Annotated in this window: 17 protein-coding genes; 10 read left to right on the top strand and 7 right to left on the bottom strand. The window is 63.4% G+C overall.

The window, feature by feature from the left end:
• Nucleotides 1-34 precede the first annotated feature (34 nt).
• The 6 genes from infC to ihfA all read left to right on the top strand — a co-directional run bounded on the left by infC (nt 35) and on the right by ihfA (nt 5,470).
• A complete protein-coding gene (gene infC, locus QD356_RS09040; RefSeq protein ID WP_082388253.1) occupies nt 35-574 on the top strand; it encodes a translation initiation factor IF-3 in 540 nt (179 codons plus the stop codon).
• Between the two features lie 100 nt (nt 575-674).
• Nucleotides 675-869: a 50S ribosomal protein L35 gene (rpmI, locus tag QD356_RS09035; RefSeq protein ID WP_043335648.1), complete on the top strand. Its 195-nt coding sequence runs from the start codon at nt 675-677 to the stop codon at nt 867-869.
• A 45-nt stretch (nt 870-914) separates the two neighbouring features.
• A complete protein-coding gene (gene rplT, locus QD356_RS09030; RefSeq protein ID WP_043335644.1) occupies nt 915-1,268 on the top strand; it encodes a 50S ribosomal protein L20 in 354 nt (117 codons plus the stop codon).
• Nucleotides 1,269-1,626: 358 nt separating this feature from the next.
• Nucleotides 1,627-2,646 carry a phenylalanine--tRNA ligase subunit alpha gene (gene pheS, locus QD356_RS09025; RefSeq protein ID WP_166018712.1) on the top strand — a complete coding sequence of 340 codons (1,020 nt, stop codon included), beginning with the start codon at nt 1,627-1,629 and terminating at the stop codon, nt 2,644-2,646.
• Between the two features lie 56 nt (nt 2,647-2,702).
• Entirely contained in the window at nt 2,703-5,087 is a 2,385-nt protein-coding gene (gene pheT / locus QD356_RS09020; protein WP_192837599.1) for a phenylalanine--tRNA ligase subunit beta, read from the top strand.
• A 26-nt stretch (nt 5,088-5,113) separates the two neighbouring features.
• Nucleotides 5,114-5,470, top strand: a complete 357-nt coding sequence (gene ihfA / locus QD356_RS09015) for an integration host factor subunit alpha (RefSeq protein ID WP_107336300.1) — start codon at nt 5,114-5,116, stop codon at nt 5,468-5,470.
• Nucleotides 5,471-5,633: 163 nt separating this feature from the next.
• Here the strand turns inward: ihfA and QD356_RS09010 are convergent, their stop codons facing one another.
• Nucleotides 5,634-7,028, bottom strand: a complete 1,395-nt coding sequence (locus QD356_RS09010) for a potassium transporter TrkG (RefSeq protein ID WP_192837600.1) — start codon at nt 7,026-7,028, stop codon at nt 5,634-5,636.
• On the bottom strand, nt 7,025-7,678 hold the full coding sequence (locus tag QD356_RS09005; RefSeq protein ID WP_043335637.1) for a TrkA family potassium uptake protein: 654 nt from the start codon (nt 7,676-7,678) through the stop codon (nt 7,025-7,027). Before QD356_RS09005 ends, QD356_RS09010 begins: the two co-directional genes overlap by 4 nt.
• A 463-nt stretch (nt 7,679-8,141) precedes the next feature.
• Here QD356_RS09005 and QD356_RS09000 point away from each other — a divergent pair, with 463 nt between their 5' ends.
• A complete protein-coding gene (locus QD356_RS09000; RefSeq protein WP_192837601.1) occupies nt 8,142-9,605 on the top strand; it encodes a sodium-dependent transporter in 1,464 nt (487 codons plus the stop codon).
• Between the two features lie 143 nt (nt 9,606-9,748).
• On the opposite strand, the gene lapB is transcribed toward QD356_RS09000, so the two are convergent.
• From lapB to QD356_RS08985, 3 genes are all read right to left on the bottom strand, one after another.
• A complete protein-coding gene (gene lapB, locus QD356_RS08995; RefSeq protein WP_043335632.1) occupies nt 9,749-10,927 on the bottom strand; it encodes a lipopolysaccharide assembly protein LapB in 1,179 nt (392 codons plus the stop codon).
• Entirely contained in the window at nt 10,928-11,233 is a 306-nt protein-coding gene (locus QD356_RS08990) for a LapA family protein (RefSeq protein WP_054555462.1), read from the bottom strand.
• Nucleotides 11,234-11,475: 242 nt separating this feature from the next.
• Entirely contained in the window at nt 11,476-11,772 is a 297-nt protein-coding gene (locus tag QD356_RS08985; protein WP_043335630.1) for an integration host factor subunit beta, read from the bottom strand.
• A 269-nt stretch (nt 11,773-12,041) separates the two neighbouring features.
• Between QD356_RS08985 and QD356_RS08980 the strand changes: the two genes are divergently transcribed.
• Nucleotides 12,042-12,317: a succinate dehydrogenase assembly factor 2 gene (locus QD356_RS08980; protein ID WP_043335628.1), complete on the top strand. Its 276-nt coding sequence runs from the start codon at nt 12,042-12,044 to the stop codon at nt 12,315-12,317.
• The gene (locus tag QD356_RS08975) at nt 12,277-13,170 is read left to right on the top strand and encodes a hypothetical protein (RefSeq protein WP_192837602.1); all 894 of its coding nucleotides are present in this window, start codon (nt 12,277-12,279) and stop codon (nt 13,168-13,170) included. The genes QD356_RS08980 and QD356_RS08975 overlap by 41 nt, the downstream gene beginning before the upstream one ends.
• A gap of 53 nt (nt 13,171-13,223) precedes the next feature.
• Here the strand turns inward: QD356_RS08975 and nadB are convergent, their stop codons facing one another.
• Both nadB and QD356_RS08965 read right to left on the bottom strand, forming a co-directional pair.
• Nucleotides 13,224-14,930, bottom strand: a complete 1,707-nt coding sequence (gene nadB / locus QD356_RS08970; protein WP_192837603.1) for an L-aspartate oxidase — start codon at nt 14,928-14,930, stop codon at nt 13,224-13,226.
• Complete coding sequence (locus tag QD356_RS08965; protein ID WP_192837604.1) at nt 14,927-16,231, bottom strand: FUSC family protein; 1,305 nt, start codon at nt 16,229-16,231, stop codon at nt 14,927-14,929. The genes nadB and QD356_RS08965 overlap by 4 nt, the downstream gene beginning before the upstream one ends.
• Before the next feature lie 567 nt (nt 16,232-16,798).
• Between QD356_RS08965 and QD356_RS08960 the strand changes: the two genes are divergently transcribed.
• Complete coding sequence (locus tag QD356_RS08960; RefSeq protein ID WP_192837605.1) at nt 16,799-18,190, top strand: class II fumarate hydratase; 1,392 nt, start codon at nt 16,799-16,801, stop codon at nt 18,188-18,190.
• The last annotated feature ends 41 nt before the right edge of the window (nt 18,191-18,231 follow it).

Raw genomic sequence — 18,231 nt, 5'->3', positions numbered from 1 at the left:
CAGTAACGAATTTCAGCCAAACGGAGACGCAACGATCAAGCGGAATAATCAGCGCGGACGCCCCCAGGAAAAGCGGGCTCCCATCAATGACCGTATTCGTGCGGACGAAGTCCGCCTCATCGACGCAGATGGCGAGCAGGTTGGCGTAGTGTCAACCAAAGATGCGCTTGTCAAGGCCGAAGAGGCAGGGCTCGACCTCGTCCAGATTTCCAATGCCGACCCCATCGTCTGCAAGATCATGGATTACGGCAAGTTTCTTTTCGACGAGAAGAAACAGAAGAATCTGCAGAAGAAGAAGCAGAAACAGATCCAGGTCAAGGAAGTCAAATTCCGTCCTGGTACCGATGAAGGCGATTATCAGGTCAAGCTACGCAACCTGACTCGCTTCATCGAAGGCGGAGACAAGGGTAAGGTAACCTTGCGCTTCCGTGGTCGCGAAATGGCGCACCAGGACATCGGCCGCAAGCTGATGGAACGGATCGCCGGCGACCTCTCGGAGCTCGTGACCGTCGAGTCCTTCCCGAAAATGGAAGGCCGTCAGATGATCATGATTCTCGCGCCGAAAAAGAAGTGATCCATAGGCAGTAAAACGGACACATCAGGGTCACGCCTGCGGGCGTGGCTCTTTTTGTCGGCCCTGGATTTTCTCAAGAAACCGAGCGGAGTTAATACTCATGCCGAAGATCAAGACTAACCGCGGCGCTGCCAAGCGCTTCAAGAAGACTGCCAACGGCTTCAAGCACAAGCAGTCCTTCCGTAGCCACATCCTGACCAAGAAGTCGACCAAGCGTAAGCGTCAGCTGCGTGGCATGAAGCAGGTTCACGCTGCAGACAAGGCGCTGATCCAGCGCATGCTGCCGAACCTGTAAGCCGTCCTTACCTCGGTCCAACTTTCTTAATATCAGGAGTACGCTATGTCCCGCGTCAAGCGTGGCGTCGTCGCACGTCGCCGTCACAAGAAGATCATGAAGCAGGCCAAGGGTTACTACGGAGCGCGTTCACGCGTCTTCCGCGTAGCCAAGCAGGCTGTCATCAAGGCCGGCCAGTACGCTTACCGTGACCGTCGTGTCCGCAAGCGTCAGTTCCGTGCCCTGTGGATCGCGCGTATCAACGCTGCGGCCCGCATCAATGGCATGTCCTACAGCCGCTTCATCGCTGGCCTGAAGAAGGCCAATATCGAGATCGACCGCAAGGTCCTCGCCGATATCGCGGTTCACGAAAAAGCTGCCTTTGCTGCCATCGTCGAGAAGGCCAAGGCTGCTCAGTAAGTGACCGGATCAGATGTCGCCCAGTCCCGGCGAGCCGCTCAGGTGGCGAACCGGGCCGTGACTGTCGAATGCTTGCATTGGACAACTCAGGCGGTATCGAGATGACGTGTTACGTCACAGGGGAAGAGCAGCCGCTCTTCCCCTGTTTTTGTTTGGCCTGCCGTCAGAGAACCGGCGGTGGGTCAGCAGCGACATGAACGGGACTGGCCGCGTTGTGGGCCGGTCTCTGGCAAGGGCGCGATCGTCTGTGTGACTCACCGCAGGCGGAGCGCTCTCCCTGCCGACCTTCGGGTCGGCGCGACTTCCATTGGTGGCGGACATTGCCGCGCCAGTGACTCAAGCGATCGGAGCTGAACGGATGGAACATCTTTCCACCCTGGTGGACGAAGCACGCACCGCGATCCAGGCGGCCGAAGACGTCCAGACCCTCGACGAGGTACGGGTACGTTTTCTCGGCAAGAAGGGCGAGATCACCGCACTGCTCAAGGGCCTCGGCAAGCTGTCCCCCGAAGAGCGTCCCAAGGCCGGTGAGACCATCAACGAAGCCAAGCAGCTGCTGAGTGGCGAGTTGGATGCACGTCGCAATACGCTGGAAACGGCGGCGCTCAATGCGCGTCTTGCCGCCGAGCGCGTCGATGTGACCCTGCCGGGCCGTGGTGAGCCGGTAGGCGGCCTGCACCCGGTCACCCGCACGCTTGAGCGTATCGAAAGCTTCTTCTCGCACATCGGTTACGGTGTCGCAGAAGGGCCGGAAATCGAAGATGACCATCACAACTTCGAAGCGCTGAACATCCCGTCGCATCACCCGGCGCGCGCGATGCATGACACCTTCTATTTCGACGCCACGCGTCTGCTGCGGACCCACACCTCACCGGTGCAGGTGCGCAGCATGAAGGCCAGTGAGCCGCCGCTGCGCATCGTCTGCCCGGGCCGCGTCTATCGCTGTGACTCCGATCTGACCCATACCCCGATGTTCCACCAGGTCGAGGGTCTGCTGGTCGACGAGAATGTCAGCTTCGCCGACCTCAAGGGCACCGTCGAAGAGTTCCTGCATGCCTTCTTCGAGCGTGATGACCTGGAAGTGCGCTTCCGTCCGTCCTACTTCCCGTTCACCGAACCGTCCGCTGAAGTCGATATCCAGTGCGTGATGTGTGCCGGTGACGGCTGTCGTGTCTGCTCCCACACCGGCTGGCTCGAGGTGATGGGGTGCGGCATGGTGCATCCGGAAGTCTTCCGTCACTCCGGTATCGATAGCGAGCGCTTCCGCGGCTTCGCCTTCGGCATGGGCGCGGAGCGTCTGGCGATGCTGCGTTACGGCGTCAACGACCTGCGGTTGTTCTTCGAGAACGACCTGCGTTTCCTTCGCCAGTTCAGCTAGGCACTCATTCACGTATCGCGCCTTGAGGGCGTGAACTTACGGAACAGGACAGCAAGATGAAATTTTCCGAACAGTGGCTGCGTGAGTGGGTGTCGCCGGAACTGAACACCCAGCAGCTGGCCGATCAGGTCACCATGGCCGGTCTGGAAGTCGATGGTATCGAAGCGGTCGCCGGTGAGTTCACCGGTGTGGTCGTGGCCGAGGTCAAGGACAAGCAACCGCACCCGGAGGCTGATCGCCTCAATGTCTGCCAGGTGGATGATGGCAGCGGTGCACTGGTGCAGGTCGTCTGTGGCGCGCCGAATGTCGCCGCTGGCCAGAAGGTGCTCTTCGCTCAGGTCGGCGCCAAGCTGCCGGGCGACTTCAAGATTCGCAAGGCCAAGCTGCGCGGTGTCGAATCCCGCGGCATGATCTGCGGTGCCTCCGAGCTGGGTCTGGAAGCCGAAGCCTCCGACGGCATCATGGTGCTGGCCGCGGACGCGCCGGTGGGCCGTGATGCACGTGACTTCCTGAGTCTTGACGACAACGCCATCGAGGTCGATCTGACCCCGAACCGCGGCGACTGCCTGAGCGTCAAGGGTCTGGCGCGCGAAGTCGGCGTGCTCAACCGTCTCGCCGTCACGGCGCCGAGCATCGAGCCGGTCGCCGCCCAGATCGACGATACCTTCCCGGTCACCGTCAGCGCGCCAGAGGCGTGCCCGCGCTATCTGGGACGTGTCGTGCGTGACGTCAATGTCGCCGCGACCTCGCCGCTGTGGCTCGAGGAGCGCCTGCGTCGCAGTGGTATCCGCAGCATTGACCCCGTCGTCGACGTCACCAACTACGTGCTGCTCGAACTCGGCCAGCCGATGCACGCCTTCGATCTGGCACGCCTGAACGGTGGCATCGAGGTGCGCATGGCAGCCGCTGAAGAGCCGCTGACGCTGCTCGACGGTCAGGAAGTCGCACTGCGTGACGACACCCTGGTTATCGCCGACGAGAAGGGCCCGCTGGCCATCGCTGGCGTGATGGGCGGCGAAGGCAGTGGTGTGAACGCCGAGACGCGCGACATCTTCTTCGAGTCGGCCTTCTTCGCGCCGTTGAGCGTCGCTGGCAAGGCGCGCAGCTACGGCCTGCACACCGACAGCTCGCATCGTTTCGAGCGTGGTGTGGACGCCCAGCTGCAGCGTGATGCCATCGAGCGCGCGACGGCCCTGCTGCTCGAGATCACCGGCGGCAAGCCGGGCCCGATCATCGAGGTCGCCAGCGACGCAGCGCTGCCCAAGGCCGCCGTCGTCAGCCTGAGCGGCGCCAGTGTCGAGCGCACGCTGGGCATGGCGCTGCCGGATGACGAAATCGTCGAGATTCTCGAGCGTCTGGGCATGCAGGTCGCCGCGAATGGCGATAGCCAATGGCAGGTGACGGTGCCGAGCTGGCGTTTCGATGTCAGCATCGAGGCTGACCTGATCGAAGAGCTGGCGCGCATCCACGGCTACAACAATCTGCCGGTCAGCCGTCCGAACGCGCGTCTGGCACCGGCCGTGGCCAATGAGACCACCCAGCCGCTGACCAGCCTGCGTCGTCAGCTGGTGGCGCGGGGCTATCAGGAAGCGATCAGCTACAGCTTCGTCGCCCCTGAGCTGCAGAAGACGCTGGACCCGCAAGGGGTGGCGCCGGCACTGGCCAACCCGATTTCCAGCGACATGGCCGTGATGCGCAGCTCGCTGCTGCCGGGGCTGGTCAAGGCGCTGAGCCACAACCTGAATCGTCAGCAGTCGCGCGTGCGCCTGTTCGAGACCGGGCTTGTGTTCCGCGGTGAGCTGGACTCCCTCGAGCAGACGCCGATGATCGGCGGCCTGATCACCGGTGCACGTCTGCCGGAAGGCTGGAATGGCGGTCGTGACAAGGTCGATTTCTTCGACCTCAAGGGCGATGTCGAGGCACTGCTGGCACTGGGCGGCAATCTGGATGCCTGGCGCTTCGAAGCCGCCGAGCATCCGGCACTGCACCCGGGTCAGTGCGCTCAGCTGTTCTTCAATGGCGAGCCGGCGGGCTGGATGGGTGCCCTGCACCCGGCGGCGCGCGCCGAGCTTGGCCTGAAGGTCGAGGTGTTCGTGTTCGAGATCACGCTGGCCTCTGCCTGCGCAGGCCGTCTGCCGCGCTTCGCGCCGCTCTCCAGGTATCCGGAAGTGCGTCGTGACCTGGCCTTCGTGGTCGAAGAGGGCGTTCACGTGCAGTCGCTGCTCGACGCCATCCGCTCGCAAGCCGGTGAATGGCTGACGGACCTGCGCCTGTTTGACGTCTATCAGGGGCAGGGGGTAGCCGATGGTCACAAGTCGCTCGCCCTGGGCTTGACCTGGCAGCATCCTTCGCGCACGCTGAATGATGAGGAAATCAATCAGTTAGTCGATGCGATCGTCACCGATGGCCACACACGTTTCGGGGCGGCGCTGAGAGCATGAGTCGCCACTTGAACGAGGGAGCGGACATGGGAGCGTTGACCAAGGCGGAACTTGCCGAGCATCTGCACGCAGAACTCGGCATGTCCAAGCGCGAAGCCAAGTCGATGGTAGAGGTATTCTTCGACGAGATTCGCGGTTGCCTGCGGGAAAATGAACAGGTGAAGCTGTCCGGTTTCGGCAACTTCGATCTACGTGACAAGCGCGAACGTCCGGGGCGCAATCCCAAGACAGGCGAGGAGATTCCGATCTCCGCGCGTCGCGTGGTGACATTCCGCCCAGGTCAGAAGCTCAAGGCCCGAGTGGATGAGTACGACGGCGAGACGCACGCACATCAGCGTCTTGAAGAGCATGATGACCACGATGATCATGATGATGATCACTGAGGTCATTGCCTGACCTCACCCGCCGCTCCCTGAGCGGGTGACCATGCTCACGAAAGCCCCGACGCCCTGCGTCGGGGCTTTCGTCGTTCTGAGGCGTCGTTCTGAGGCGTCGTTCTGAGGCGTCGTTCTGAGGCGTCGTTTCTTGTGTTATCGCTGTGCGCCATCAGCCGATCGAGAGCTCGGTACGCGCATAGCTGATGCCGGGGCGGCTGCGGGTCGCCAGCAGGTAGCCGAGGGCGAGTGGTCCGGTGCGGCCCAGCAGCATGGTCGCGATGAGCAGCAATTGCCCGCCGGGCGAGAGCTCGGGCGTCAGGCCGTGGCTCAGGCCGACGGTGCCGAAGGCCGAGACGGTCTCGAAGGCCAGCGACAGGAAGGCGTGGTCCGGGTCGGTGATGGTCAGGCCGAACAGCATGCTGAAGATCAGCAACATCGCCGCCAGTGCCACGGCGATCGACTTGAAGACGGTGTCATCGCCGATGCGGCGGCCGTGCAGGGTAGGGGAGGGCTCGCTGCGCAGAAAGGCACGTGTGGTCAGCAGCAGCACCACGAAGGTGGTCAACTTGATGCCGCTGGCCGTCGAGCCGCTGCCGCCGCCGATGAACATCAACGCCATGGTCCACAGGGTCGAGGCTTGTGTCATCTCGGCGGAATCGATGACGCTGAACCCGGCGGTGCGCGGTGTGATGGCCATGAAGGCAGCGGCGAGCAGGCGTTCGCCGTGACTGGCCATGGCGCCCAGCGTGCCGGGGTTGCGCCATTCAAGCGCCAGTATCACCACCAGGCTCAGCAGGTTGAGCGCCACGGTGGCTTCGATCACCAGGCGTGTCTGCACCGAGAAGCGTGACGGCTGCAGCAATACGCGCCAGCCATGTTGGCGCCGCCGCTCGCGCAGCTCGCCGATGACGGCAAAGCCGATGCCGCCGGTCATGAACAGGACTCCGATCACGCCGCTGGTCAGGGGGTTGGCCGCCTCGCGCATCAGGCTGTCCGGCCACAGGGTGAAGCCGGCATTGTTGAAGGCCGAGACCGAGTGGAAGAGGCTCAGCCAGAGCCCCTCCTGCCAGCCGTACTCTGGCACCCAGTCCAACGCCAGCAAGGAGGCGCCTGCCAGCTCGAGCGTCAGCGCAAAGGCGGTGATGATCTTGAGCAGGCGGCCTATCTCGCGTGAGCTGCTGCGATTGAGTGCCTCGCGCAGCAGACTGGTCTGATGCATCGGCAGGCGCTGGCCCAGCATCACCAGCGACAGGGCGGCGATGGTCATGAAGCCGAGACCGCCGAGCTGGATCAGTATCAGCACGACGGTCTGGCCCGCGAGGGTGAAGTCGCTTAGCGGAGTGACGGAGAGTCCGGTGACCGTGACGGCAGAGGTTGCGGTGAACAGCGCCGACAGCCAGCTCAGCCCTTGCTGGTGCATGCCGGGCAGTTTCAGCAGGCAGGCGCCCAGCATGCCGAAGCCCAGAAAGCCGCTCAGCAGAATCTCCGGCGGCGACAGATGGATGATGGGCCCGCGTGGGCTGCGGGTCAGGGGGCGGAGATAGCGCCGGTAGCGCTGCCTCATAGATGCGCTCCCAGCTTGCGCAGCGCGCTCAGCTCGCCGATCAGGACCAGATGGTCACCGGCGGCCAGTCGCGTGCTGCCGGAGGGTTGGCGGTCGAGGGTCTTGCCCTTGCGCAGCGCGATCACGCTGATGTCGTCATCGATGGGCAGCTGATCGAGCTGCTGGCAGTCATCGCCCAGTCGTGCACTGACTTCCAGTTCGACCACGAACTGGTGATCGCCGAGATGGATGAAGTCGACCATGGCGTGGTAGGCGAGGCTTTCTGCCACACGCACGCCCAGGTCGTACTCCGGATGCACGATGTGATCGACACCCAGACGACTGAGCAGCTTGTGGTGTGCATCCGAGGTGGCCTTGACCCACAGCTCCCTGGCGCCGAGCTCCTTGGCCAGCAGCGCGCAGATCAGGCTCTGTTCCATCGAGTCGGCCAGATCGATCAAGACGGCGTCGTACTGCTCAAGCCCCAGCTCCTGCAGGGCATGTTCGTCGGTGGGGTCTGCGATCACGGCCTGGTTGAGCAGGTCTGCCACGGCATTGAGGCGCTTCTCATCGGCGTCCACGCCGAGCACTTCATGGTCATGGCGCCTGAGCTCCCGCGCGACGGTGCTGCCGAAATAGCCCAGTCCGATAACCGCGAATTGACGATGCATGACGACTCCTTGTCTGCGCTGCTGGGTGAGGCCAGACGCTCTTTGTCCAGACGCTCTCTGGCCAGGCATTCTCAGGCTTAGCGCTCTCTGGCCCAGCACTCTCTGGCCCAGCCCTCTCTAGCCAGAGCGTTCTGGTCTGCGTCTCTTGAATGAGCCTACTCCAGTGATGCGGTGATGTCGGGTCCTTTTGCGGCGCGGGGCGTCTCAGGCGAGGTTGCTTGTCAGGCCTGGGAGGCAGGTATCGTTTCAAATGTTACCAATTTGAAGCATCTAATGTAGAGTGATTGCCGTCATGTGGTGATGGCGGTTTCGCAGAGGAATTCTGAGGGAATCGTGGTGATTTTCGATGGGAATCGCGGACGAACCTGCTTCATATCAGTAAAATGGTCTGTGTGAGCACCCAAGACGGCCAGGCGTTGCGTCGATCACCACTGGCTCACAACAATAACTCGTAAGGTATTCCATGACGGCAAGACAGCAACCCAAGAATCTCTGGATCAGTCGCTGGGGCTTCATCCTTGCAGCTACCGGTTCCGCGGTAGGGCTGGGCAATATCTGGAAGTTTCCCTATATCACCGGTGAGTACGGCGGTGGCGCCTTCGTGCTGGTGTATCTGGCCTGCATTCTCGCCGTGGGCGTGCCCGTGATGATGGCGGAGATCGCCTTCGGGCGGCGCGGGCGCGGCAGCCCCATCGAGGCGATTGCCAATCTGGCGCGTGAAGCGGGGGCCAGTCCGTTGTGGAAGGTCTTCGGCTGGATCGCGATGCTGGCCGGCTTCATGATCCTGTCGTTTTATGTCGTGGTGGCGGGGTGGTCGTTCAGTTACCTGTGGAAGATGGCCAGTGGCGCGCTGTCCGGACACAGCGTCGCGGAGCTGGGCGCCATCTTCGAGGCCGGCAACGCCAACCCCTGGGCGCTGGGTGGCTGGGCCACGTTGGTGACGGTGGTGACGATGCTGATCGTCGGGCGCGGGGTGCAGGACGGCGTCGAGAAGAGCGTGCGCTGGATGATGCCGGGCATGGTGATCATGCTGCTGATCATGATCGGCTATGCCCTGACCTCGGGCAACTTCTCGGCAGGCTTCCACTTCCTGTTCGATTTCGATGTCACGCGCTTGAGCAGCGAAGGGGTGCTGGCCGCGCTGGGGCATGCCTTCTTTACCCTGTCGCTGGCCTCCGGCGCCATCCTCACCTACGGCTCCTACCTGCCGTCGGGCACTTCCATCGCCCGCACTACCTTCACGGTGGCGATTGCCGATACCCTGGTGGCACTGATGGCGGGTCTGGCGATCTTCCCGATCATCTTCGCCAATGGCATGGACCCGTCCTCCGGGCCGGGGCTGATCTTCATGAGTCTGCCGGTGGCCTTCAACCAGATGCCCTTCGGGCAGCTGTTCGGGGTGCTGTTCTTCGCCATGCTCTCGATCGCCGCCCTGACCTCCGCCATCTCGATGATCGAGGCGACCGTCGCCTGGCTGAGCGAGAACCGCAATATGAGCCGCACCAAGGCCTCGTGGCTGGCTGGCAGCGTGCTGTGGCTGGTGGCGATGTTCGCGATGCTGTCGTTCAATCTCGGCGCGGACTGGTCGCTGGCCGGCAAGCACTTCTTCGACTGGCTCGATTACCTGACCTCGCGCTGGATGATGCCGATCGGTGGCATCGCCATGGCGCTGCTGGCCGGGTTCGTCTTCAAGAGCAGCATGCTGCGCGATGAGCTGAATCTGAGCGATGCCGGCTATCGTCTGTGGCTGTTCATGATTCGCTATGTCAGTCCGGTCTGCATTCTGGCGATCTTCGTCGATGCCCTGGGCGTCGCAGAGCTGTCATTCGGTGACTGGCCGTATTTCGTGGCCGTCATCCTGGCAGCCTGTCTCGTGGGCGAGCTGCTCTCGCCACGCCTGCGCGAGCGTGCCGCCGAGCAGGGCTGATATGCTCGGTAGTGTCAGTTCGATAGCGCCAGCCCGGAAGTCATCAAAGCGGCATGAAAAAGCCCCCTGCAGCGTGCTGCAGGGGGCTTTTCGTTCTGGTGTCTGTGGTCTGTCTGCTGGTATCTGTCTAACAGCTGGCGCCGTTACTCGCCTTCCAGACCGGTGATCGGCTTGACCGTGCCCCAGTGGCGGCACTTCGGACATTGCCAGAGCAGCATCGAGGCTTCGAAGCCGCAGCGATGACAGCGATGGCGAGGACGCGCCTGGATCAGTTGCTGGGTATGACGCTTGAGCAGATTGAAACGCTCGGTCTCGCGCTCGTCGGCATCCAGCAGGTAGAGATCGAGCAGATAGTCGACGCCGCGCAGGCTGGGGTGACGATGCAGCTGCTCGCTGGCGAAGCTGGCGGCGGCCTCGACACCCTCGCGGCGCTCGATCAGTTGCGCAAGGCTGATTACCGTCGTGGTGTAGGGCGCGCGCTCGACTTCCTGATGCAGCAGGCGTACCAGGCCGCTCTCGTCATCCAGCATGCGAAAGGCGTTGCCCAGTGGCTCGAGGATGATGGGGGTGAAGCCGGTGTCCTGACGCGGAATGCGCTGCAGCAGGCGGATGCACTGCTTGTAGTTGGCATGATCGAATTCGATCTCGGCCAGCATCCAGTTGGCGCGTACGCATTTCTCGTCGGTGGAGAGCGCCTGCTTGAGGCGCTTGCGGGCCATTGCCTGGCTGCCTTCGGCGATATCCAGCGCGGCCAGTTCGCAGTGCCAGTGAGCCGCCGCGCGGCGGATGCCGCCTTCCTGGCGCAGAATTGCGTGGGCGACTTCGAGTGCGGCCTCCCATTCGCGTTCCCGCTCGAGGAGGTCGATCAACAGGCGGCGGCCGGCACGCCGATGGCTGTCGTGCTGCGCTTGCTTGAGGAGGGTTTCCAGCAGCTTCTCGGCGCGGTCATAGACACCGCTGCGCATGAAGTCGCGGGCCAGTTCCAGCTGGACACGCTCGCCCTGTTCGCTATCCAGGGCAGGGCGGGCCAGCAGGTTCTGGTGAATCTTGACGGCACGATCGACTTCGCCGCGACTGCGATAGAGATTGCCCAGCGCGATGTGGGTATCGACGGTGTCGCTGTTGACTTCCAGGGCCTGAACGAAGGTTTCGATGGCACGATCAGGCTGCTCGTTGAGCAGATGATTGAGGCCGACGAAGTAGTCGCGGGACAGGGTGGCAGGAGCCGGTGCTTGTTCATCGGGGCGACGATCACGCCGCCCCAGCCAGAATCCGATGGCGATGGCCGCCATCAGCAATCCCAGCAATATCAGATCAGGCATTTATGCCACTTCCTTGATCTCCTGGATGCGCAGTTGGTCCAGTTCCTTGCGTTGCTGCTGGTTGCGACGCTGGGCACGGGTCAACAGCGTGCGCAGTCGCAGGTACATGCCGGTCATCGCGACCATGCCAAGCACGACGCCGACGGCCAGCGAGAACAGCAGCCACATGGAAAGGGACGCAGCAGGCAGCTCTACCCAGATGAGGTCGAGGGGCACGGCTTGCTGGTTGTGAACGGCAAAGAGAATACCGACCAGCAGGACGATCAGCAGGATCACGGCCAGAACGAGACCTTTTAGCCAACGCATAACGGTTTCCTTGTCATGAAATGCAGTCGTGAATCATCTGGGAGCGAGTGTATCACTGCCCATCGCGCGAGTCTTGGCGGCGACGCCGTGAGGTGGGTGGCTGTCGTCTCTGGCATGACGGCTTGAGCAGATGTCGGCCGGCGCTGAGCCAGCCGGCCCCGTCACGCCGGGTCTTCCTCTGCGGACAGCGCTGTCAGTCAGCCGCGCCGTCGTCTTTAGCACTGTCATCGGTCGCGCTGTCGTCAATACCCCAGGGCGCGACTGGCATCGACCTGCTCGCGCAGCTCCTTGCCGGGCTTGAAGTGGGGGACGAACTTGCCATCCAGGTCCACCGGCTCACCGGTCTTGGGGTTGCGCCCCAGTCGTGGCTCACGATAGTGCAGCGAGAAGCTGCCGAAACCGCGAATCTCGACGCGACCGCCGTGGGCCAGGGCGTCTGTCACATCATCGAGGATGATGCGAACCGCGGCCTCTACATCCTTGAGCGACAACTCAGGCTGTCGCATGGCTATCTGTTCGATCAGCTCGGACTTGGTCATCGGATCTCTCCATGCCTGCACCTTTCTCGCGAAAGGCGTTCGTGATGCGGCAGCCGGGCGACCTCTTGTCACCGGACAGGCACACGCATCCTTGTGATTGTTATCTCCTCAGCATAATGGGCAAATCCTGAGAAAACAACGCACTAGGGACATCATTGCCGATCACGGCACGGATTGCCAATTCCTGCCCGAGCAACGGGTCAACGGATGCCGCTGACGCCCCCCTCGGGTATACTGCGCGCATTGATGTGACGACTGAGGTTCAGGCAATGGAAGATGTGATTCGCAAGCGGCTTCATTGGCATTCGCGTCGCGGCATGTGGGAGCTCGATCTGCTGCTGCTGCCGTTTCTGGAGCAGCGTTTCGACGCCTTGAGCGAAGACGACAAGGCGCTCTATGTGCAGCTGCTGGCCGAAGAGGATCAGGATCTCTTCGTGTGGCTGATGAAGCGCGACCCGTGCGGCAATGCCGAGTACCAGCGCCTGATCAACATGGTGATCGCCAATGCCGAGAATGGCGAGCGCGATCAGTTCAAGGGCCTCTAGGCAGGCGTTCGCGACCCACGCCAGCCTGCGCGTCGGGCTGTTGGCGGCGAGTCTCGCCTTGTGGGTCTGGCTTGCCGAGCTGGCGACTGGCCAGTTCGTTGTCAGTACCTGGTGGACCTGTCAGTGGCAATTTCTACGCAATGCCCTGCCTTTCGAGGCGGGGCATTGTGCGTTTGAGGGGCTCGCTCAGCTGCCGGATGGCGTCATGGCGCTGCTGGGCGTGTTGGGGCTGGGCTGGCTGCTGCAGGCTGGAGAGCTGGTGTCGTGGTGGCGCCAGGCTCGGCGGCGTCTCAAGGACCCCGAGGCGCGAGTCTGGCTGGCCCTTGGGGGCAGCCTCTGCGCCGATGCGGCGCTTGCGAGCGGTGGCCAGGCGCCAGTGCCGGAGAACGAGGCTGAAGCCGAGAGCGAAGCAGAGAGCGAAGTCGAGACCGAAGCCAGTGACACCCCGCCTGCGTCAGAGGCGCGCCATCGTCACCCGGAGATGCAGCTCTGCTGGTGGTGGGCCGATGGTGCCTCACGCAGCTGGCAGCCCGTCAACGTGCGCTGTCTGTGGTGCTCACCACGTCTGCTGGGGCTCGAGATCTCGCCGCAGGGTTTCGGGCCACAGGGGGTGGGACCACAGAGGGTGGGGCCACAGGGGATGGGGCTACAGGGCTTGAGAGCGCAGGGCGCGGACCAGCAGCACCTGAAGACCCAACGGGTGTGGCTGTGGCCGGATAGCGCCTCCAGCGAAGACCTTCACCAGCTGCGGCTGTGGTTGCTGTGGCCGCCCTTGCCGCATGGCTTGCCGCGTCAGCCGCCGCCATTGGAGACCCTGCGGCGCGTCGCTGCCCAGGGCTCCCGCCCACGCTGAGCCTGCTCATGGGCCTTTTCATGGGTCTTCGCATAAGCCTTCTCAAGAGCCGCTCAGGTCGCGGCAGAGAAGGCCGAGAGACGAATGACGCTATCGCGGGCACGCGGCGCCGGCATCGGGAAGTCGCGGATGAAGTGCAGGCCGCGTGACTCATGACGTTGATGGGCGCTGAGCAGCAGCAGTGGTGCCAGCGTCAGAGCCTGATAGAGCTCAAGATGATCAAGCCCTGCCCGCGGCGCTGAAGCTTGCCTGTGCTGCTCGGGCTCCGCCGTTTGCCCCGCCTCCAGCGAGACCCACTGCGCTATCTGCTTCAACGCCTCCCTCAGGCCGTGCTGGCTGCGCTCGATCCCCGCCTGCAGACTCATCAGCTGGCGCAAGCTGTGCAGACGCGTGCGCGCCTCGTCGACGCTCAGACGCATCACGCAGCGCCAGACCTGACCATTGTCGGCAAGCTGTGTTAGCAGGGCGGCGTGCTGCGGCATCAGCGAGTCGAGCGTGCTCATCAGGCGTGGCTCGTCGGCGCGACGCGGCTGTCCCAGCGCTTCACCACAGGCGCGCGCCTGCACCAGGCACTCGAGCAACGAGTTGCTGGCCATGCGATTGGCGCCGTGCAGGCCCGTGCAGGCGACTTCGCCGATGGCCCACAGCCCGGGCAGGTCGCTGGCGCCATCCAGCCCGGTGGCGATGCCGCCGCAGCTGTAGTGGGCGGCAGGGACGACGGGAATCGGTGCATGACGAATATCGATCCCGCGTGCCAGGCAGTGCTCGGCGATGGTCGGGAAGTGGTGCTCGATGGCCTCGGCCCCCAACGCGCTGATATCCAGACAGACATGCTCGAGACCGTGCGTGCGCATCTCGGCGAGGATGGCGCGTGCCACGACATCACGCGGCGCCAGCTCCAGACGCGGATCATGATCGGCCATGAAGCGATGCCCATCCGGGCGCAGCAGCAGTCCCCCTTCGCCCCGTACCGCCTCGGAGATCAAAAAGGGCGTGCCATCGGGGTCATACAGGCAGGTGGGATGAAACTGCTGGAACTCCAGGTTCATCAGGCTGGCGCCGGCGCGGGTCGCCATCGCCATGCCATCACCGACGCTGGCGCTCGGGCTGGTGGCGTGGGCGAACAGGCCGCTGGCACCGCCGGTGGCCAGTACCAGGTCATTGGCGGCCAGCCATTGGCGCTGGCCCGTGCCGTCCATCACCCACAGACCACTGGCGCGACCCGCGTTGACCGCGATGTCGACGGCCAGCAGGTCTTCGAGAATCTCGATGTTCGGGTGGGCTTCGACATGGGCGCTGAGCGTATCGAGCAGCGCCCGCCCGGTGGCGTCGGCGGCGTGGATGATGCGGCGGCGACCATGCCCGCCTTCACGGGTGAGGTGGAAGGGGTAGCTGGCGTCGGCGTCGGCCGGGGTGAAGGGCACGCCAAGCGCGATCAGCCATTCGATGGCCTCCCGCGAGTGACCGACGGTGAAGCGCACCGCACGTTCGTTGCACAGGCCATCGCCGGCAATCAGGGTGTCGGCGACATGGGATTCCACATCGTCCTCGGGCGCCAGCACCGCCGCGATACCGCCCTGCGCCCAGCGGCTGGCGCCCTGGGCCTCACGCGCCGGACGCAACAGCGTGACGCGGCGGGTGCGCGGGCCGGGAGGCAGGCGATTGGCGAGGCTGAGGGCCAGGGTCAAACCTGCCGCGCCGCCACCGACGATCAGCACGTCATGCTGGCTTGCGGGAGTCACTCCGGATACTGAGTTCATGTGTCTTTCCTGGCAGTCTCATTGCCGGCCGAGTCCGGCTGGTGCCTGTCGTGGCGGTCTGGCTCATCGCTGCTGTTGTCACTGATGCTGTCATCACTCGCCGGCGCTTCGCTGACCGAAGAGTGATGATCGCCAGCGCTGTTCTCGCGCCTGGTGGGGGCTGCCGTATCGCCCGGTGTCGGGTCTTCGGGCAGGAACAGGCGGCGTGCATCACTGATCAGGCCATGCCCCGGCAGTCGGCGTTGCAGGCGCTGGCTCGGCAGCCGCTCCAGCAAGGCCAGGCGCTCGCCCAGGGCTTCGGTCAGGCGTGCCAGTTCGCGATTGAGCCACAGGTAGCCTGCCGGGCTGAACAGCGCACGGCCGTTGCGGCTTTCGACATTGCGGACATCGGCATAGCGTTGCAGGTCGAAGGGCGTCACCGTCAGTTCGATGCTCTGGCCGGTGCGCACCTGAAAGGCCAGGGTGCCCAGGGCGCGGGCCAGACGATGCTGGGCATCGCGCAGGCCATCCAGCCCCTCGATGAATTCATGCCCCTCGCGGGTGTTCCAGTGGGTTTCCTGCAGCAGCTCGATGGTCGAGATCATGCGGCGCTCGAAGGACAGGATTTCCTCGATGTCGGCACGATTGATGCGGCCTTCCTGAGCGACGGCATCGACCAGTCCGCGCTGCTTGACCAGCTGTGCCGAGGTGGCACGCACCAGCGCGAGCCCCTCATTGACGCCTTCACGCTCGGCCTTGGTATGGCCGTGGTAGAGGCGTGCCAGCTTGTCGAGGTTGTCGGCCAGCAGGAAGCGGAAGACATCTGTCGCCTTCTGGGGCAGCAGCACCATGCTGACCACGATGCTGATCAGGGTACCCAGCACCACATTGAAGACGCGCCACAGCCCGATGCCGAGATCATGATTGCCATCACCGATCACCATCAGCAGCGTGACGCAGAACAGCAGCGAGCTGTAGCCATAGCGATTGCTGAAGGTGGCATTCAGTGCCAGGGCGATGCCGACGATGCTCCAGAAGGGCACCACGCCGGGCAGCGGCTCGGCGACCAGAATCAGGATCAGGCCCCACAGGCCGCCAAGCAGCGTGCCGACCAGACGTTGCCAGCCCTTGTCAATGACACCGCCGACGTGCGGCAGGTTGCCCATGACCATCACGGTGCTGACCAATGCCCAGGAACTGTGCGGCAGGCTGAACAGTTCGATGATGGAAAAGCACAGCGTCAGGGCGACGGTCACGCGCAGGATATGCAGGCGCTGGCGGTGCAGATAGGTGAAGTAAGGGTTGTGCGAGAACCATTTCATGATGCGATCTCCCCTCCGGCTGGCACGAGGAAGTGAGGGATGGGGCGCACCGCACACACGGCGGGTTTCAGCAGCGAAGAGGTGGACATCAGGTTCGCGGTCATTCCGTCGACAGGATTCAAGAGGCGTGGCCAAGGGGGCCATGACCATGGTGGAAGCGCTGCACAGTGTAACCGACCCCTCAAGGTCGTCCCAGAGGCTTTCAGGCCCTTGCGGCGCAATGTGACGCTGCGCCCTTGCTCTGCGAATGTTACTGATGGCGCTCAGGGCAGAGACCGGATGGCGGGCAAGAAAGGCCGGTCAAGAGAAGGGGCAAGAGGGATAGGCAAATAGGAGCAGGCAACGAGAGATGCGTACAGAGAGCGCCATCAAAGGAAAAGGTCGAAAAATGGCGATTGTTATTGATAATCACTCTCATGAAGTGGCTTGATTGGTATCCTGTGCGCCCCCAAGTGATCATCAGGGGATTGAAGCTGGCGATCAGGTCATCGATCACGTTGTTGCCAGCCGCCCACCAGTGACGCCAGCCAGGTGCGACGTCATATGCAACAGCACAGGGAGACAAGCATGAGCAGCCAGACCCGCCGTGAACGCGACAGCATGGGTGAACTCGAAGTGCCGGCCAGCGCACTCTATGGCGCCCAGACTCAGCGAGCGGTCGACAACTTCCCCGTCAGTGGCCAACCGTTGCCTGCTGCCTTCATTCGTGCCGTGGCGCGTATCAAGCTGGCCGCCGCCGAGGTCAACCGTGACCTGGAGCTGCTGGATGACGTGCGTGCCGAGGCGATCATCAAGGCGGCACGCCAGATCATTGACGGCGAGCATGCCGATCAATTCCCGGTCGATGTCTTCCAGACCGGTTCCGGCACCTCGACCAACATGAACGTCAACGAGGTGCTGACGCAGCTTGCCAATCAGCATCTGGGCGACAAGGACGTGACCGTCGGCGCCAACGACCACGTCAACATGGGCCAGTCGAGCAATGATGTCATCCCGACGGCCATTCATCTGTCCGCTGTCATCGCTGTCTCGGACACCCTGTTGCCGGCGCTGCGCCATCTGCATGAGGTGATCTCCCGCAAGGCCTCTGAAGTGGATGACGTCGTCAAGACCGGTCGCACTCACCTGATGGATGCGATGCCGATTCGCATGAGTCAGGAGCTGGGTGCCTGGCAGGCTCAGGTCGGGCAGGCCATCGAGCGCATCGAGCAGGTGCTGCCGCGCCTGGAGCGCCTCGCCCAGGGCGGCACCGCCGTCGGCAGTGGCATCAACGCGCATCCGGAATTCGCCGAGCGCATCGCCGACCGCCTCTCGCACCAGACCGGCCATGCCTTCCGTCCCGCCGAGAGCTTCTTCGCGGCGCTGTCCTCCCAGGACACGGCAGTCGAGCTCTCCGGCCACCTGCGTACCTACGCCGTGGCGATGATGAAGATCAGCAACGACCTGCGCTGGATGAATTCCGGCCCGCTGGCAGGGCTGGGCGAGATCGAGCTTGAGGCCCTGCAGCCGGGCAGCTCCATCATGCCGGGCAAGGTCAATCCGGTGATTCCCGAGGCGGCCGCTCAGGTGGCGGCGCAGGTAATGGGCAATGACGCCACCATCGGCATCGCCGGGCAGAGCGGCAACTTCCAGCTCAATGTCATGCTGCCGCTGATCGCCAACAACCTGCTGTCCTCGATCACGCTGAGTGCCAATGTCAGCCGCCTGCTGGCGGACAAGGCCATTGCTACCTTCAACGTGCGTCAGGACAACATCGAGGCACCGCTGGCCAAGAACCCGATTCTGGTCACGGCGCTCAATCCGGTGATCGGTTACAACGAGGCGGCGCGAGTGGCCAAGGTGGCCTATCAGGCCGGGCGTCCGATTCTGGATGTGGCCGAGGAAGAGACCGAGTTGTCACGCGAGGAGCTGGAGCGTCTGCTCGATCCGGCCAAGCTGACGGCGGGCGGTATCCAGTAAGTCGTCAATACATGACCAAAAATCCCGCCTGTCCTTGAACG

It is taken from the genome of Cobetia sp. 2AS (genome assembly GCF_029846355.1).
Lineage (GTDB): Bacteria > Pseudomonadota > Gammaproteobacteria > Pseudomonadales > Halomonadaceae > Cobetia > Cobetia amphilecti.
This window is presented reverse-complemented; position numbering and strand designations above follow the sequence as displayed.

Coding starts and splice junctions, on each gene's coding strand:
- rpmI (WP_043335648.1), top strand. CDS start 675: ATGCCGAAGATCAAGACTAACCGCGGCGCTGCCAAGCGCTTCAAGAAG.
- rplT (WP_043335644.1), top strand. CDS start 915: ATGTCCCGCGTCAAGCGTGGCGTCGTCGCACGTCGCCGTCACAAGAAG.
- pheS (WP_166018712.1), top strand. CDS start 1,627: ATGGAACATCTTTCCACCCTGGTGGACGAAGCACGCACCGCGATCCAG.
- pheT (WP_192837599.1), top strand. CDS start 2,703: ATGAAATTTTCCGAACAGTGGCTGCGTGAGTGGGTGTCGCCGGAACTG.
- ihfA (WP_107336300.1), top strand. CDS start 5,114: ATGGGAGCGTTGACCAAGGCGGAACTTGCCGAGCATCTGCACGCAGAA.
- QD356_RS09010 (WP_192837600.1), bottom strand. CDS start 7,028: ATGAGGCAGCGCTACCGGCGCTATCTCCGCCCCCTGACCCGCAGCCCA.
- QD356_RS09005 (WP_043335637.1), bottom strand. CDS start 7,678: ATGCATCGTCAATTCGCGGTTATCGGACTGGGCTATTTCGGCAGCACC.
- QD356_RS09000 (WP_192837601.1), top strand. CDS start 8,142: ATGACGGCAAGACAGCAACCCAAGAATCTCTGGATCAGTCGCTGGGGC.
- lapB (WP_043335632.1), bottom strand. CDS start 10,927: ATGCCTGATCTGATATTGCTGGGATTGCTGATGGCGGCCATCGCCATC.
- QD356_RS08990 (WP_054555462.1), bottom strand. CDS start 11,233: ATGCGTTGGCTAAAAGGTCTCGTTCTGGCCGTGATCCTGCTGATCGTC.
- QD356_RS08985 (WP_043335630.1), bottom strand. CDS start 11,772: ATGACCAAGTCCGAGCTGATCGAACAGATAGCCATGCGACAGCCTGAG.
- QD356_RS08980 (WP_043335628.1), top strand. CDS start 12,042: ATGGAAGATGTGATTCGCAAGCGGCTTCATTGGCATTCGCGTCGCGGC.
- QD356_RS08975 (WP_192837602.1), top strand. CDS start 12,277: ATGCCGAGAATGGCGAGCGCGATCAGTTCAAGGGCCTCTAGGCAGGCG.
- nadB (WP_192837603.1), bottom strand. CDS start 14,930: ATGAACTCAGTATCCGGAGTGACTCCCGCAAGCCAGCATGACGTGCTG.
- QD356_RS08965 (WP_192837604.1), bottom strand. CDS start 16,231: ATGAAATGGTTCTCGCACAACCCTTACTTCACCTATCTGCACCGCCAG.
- QD356_RS08960 (WP_192837605.1), top strand. CDS start 16,799: ATGAGCAGCCAGACCCGCCGTGAACGCGACAGCATGGGTGAACTCGAA.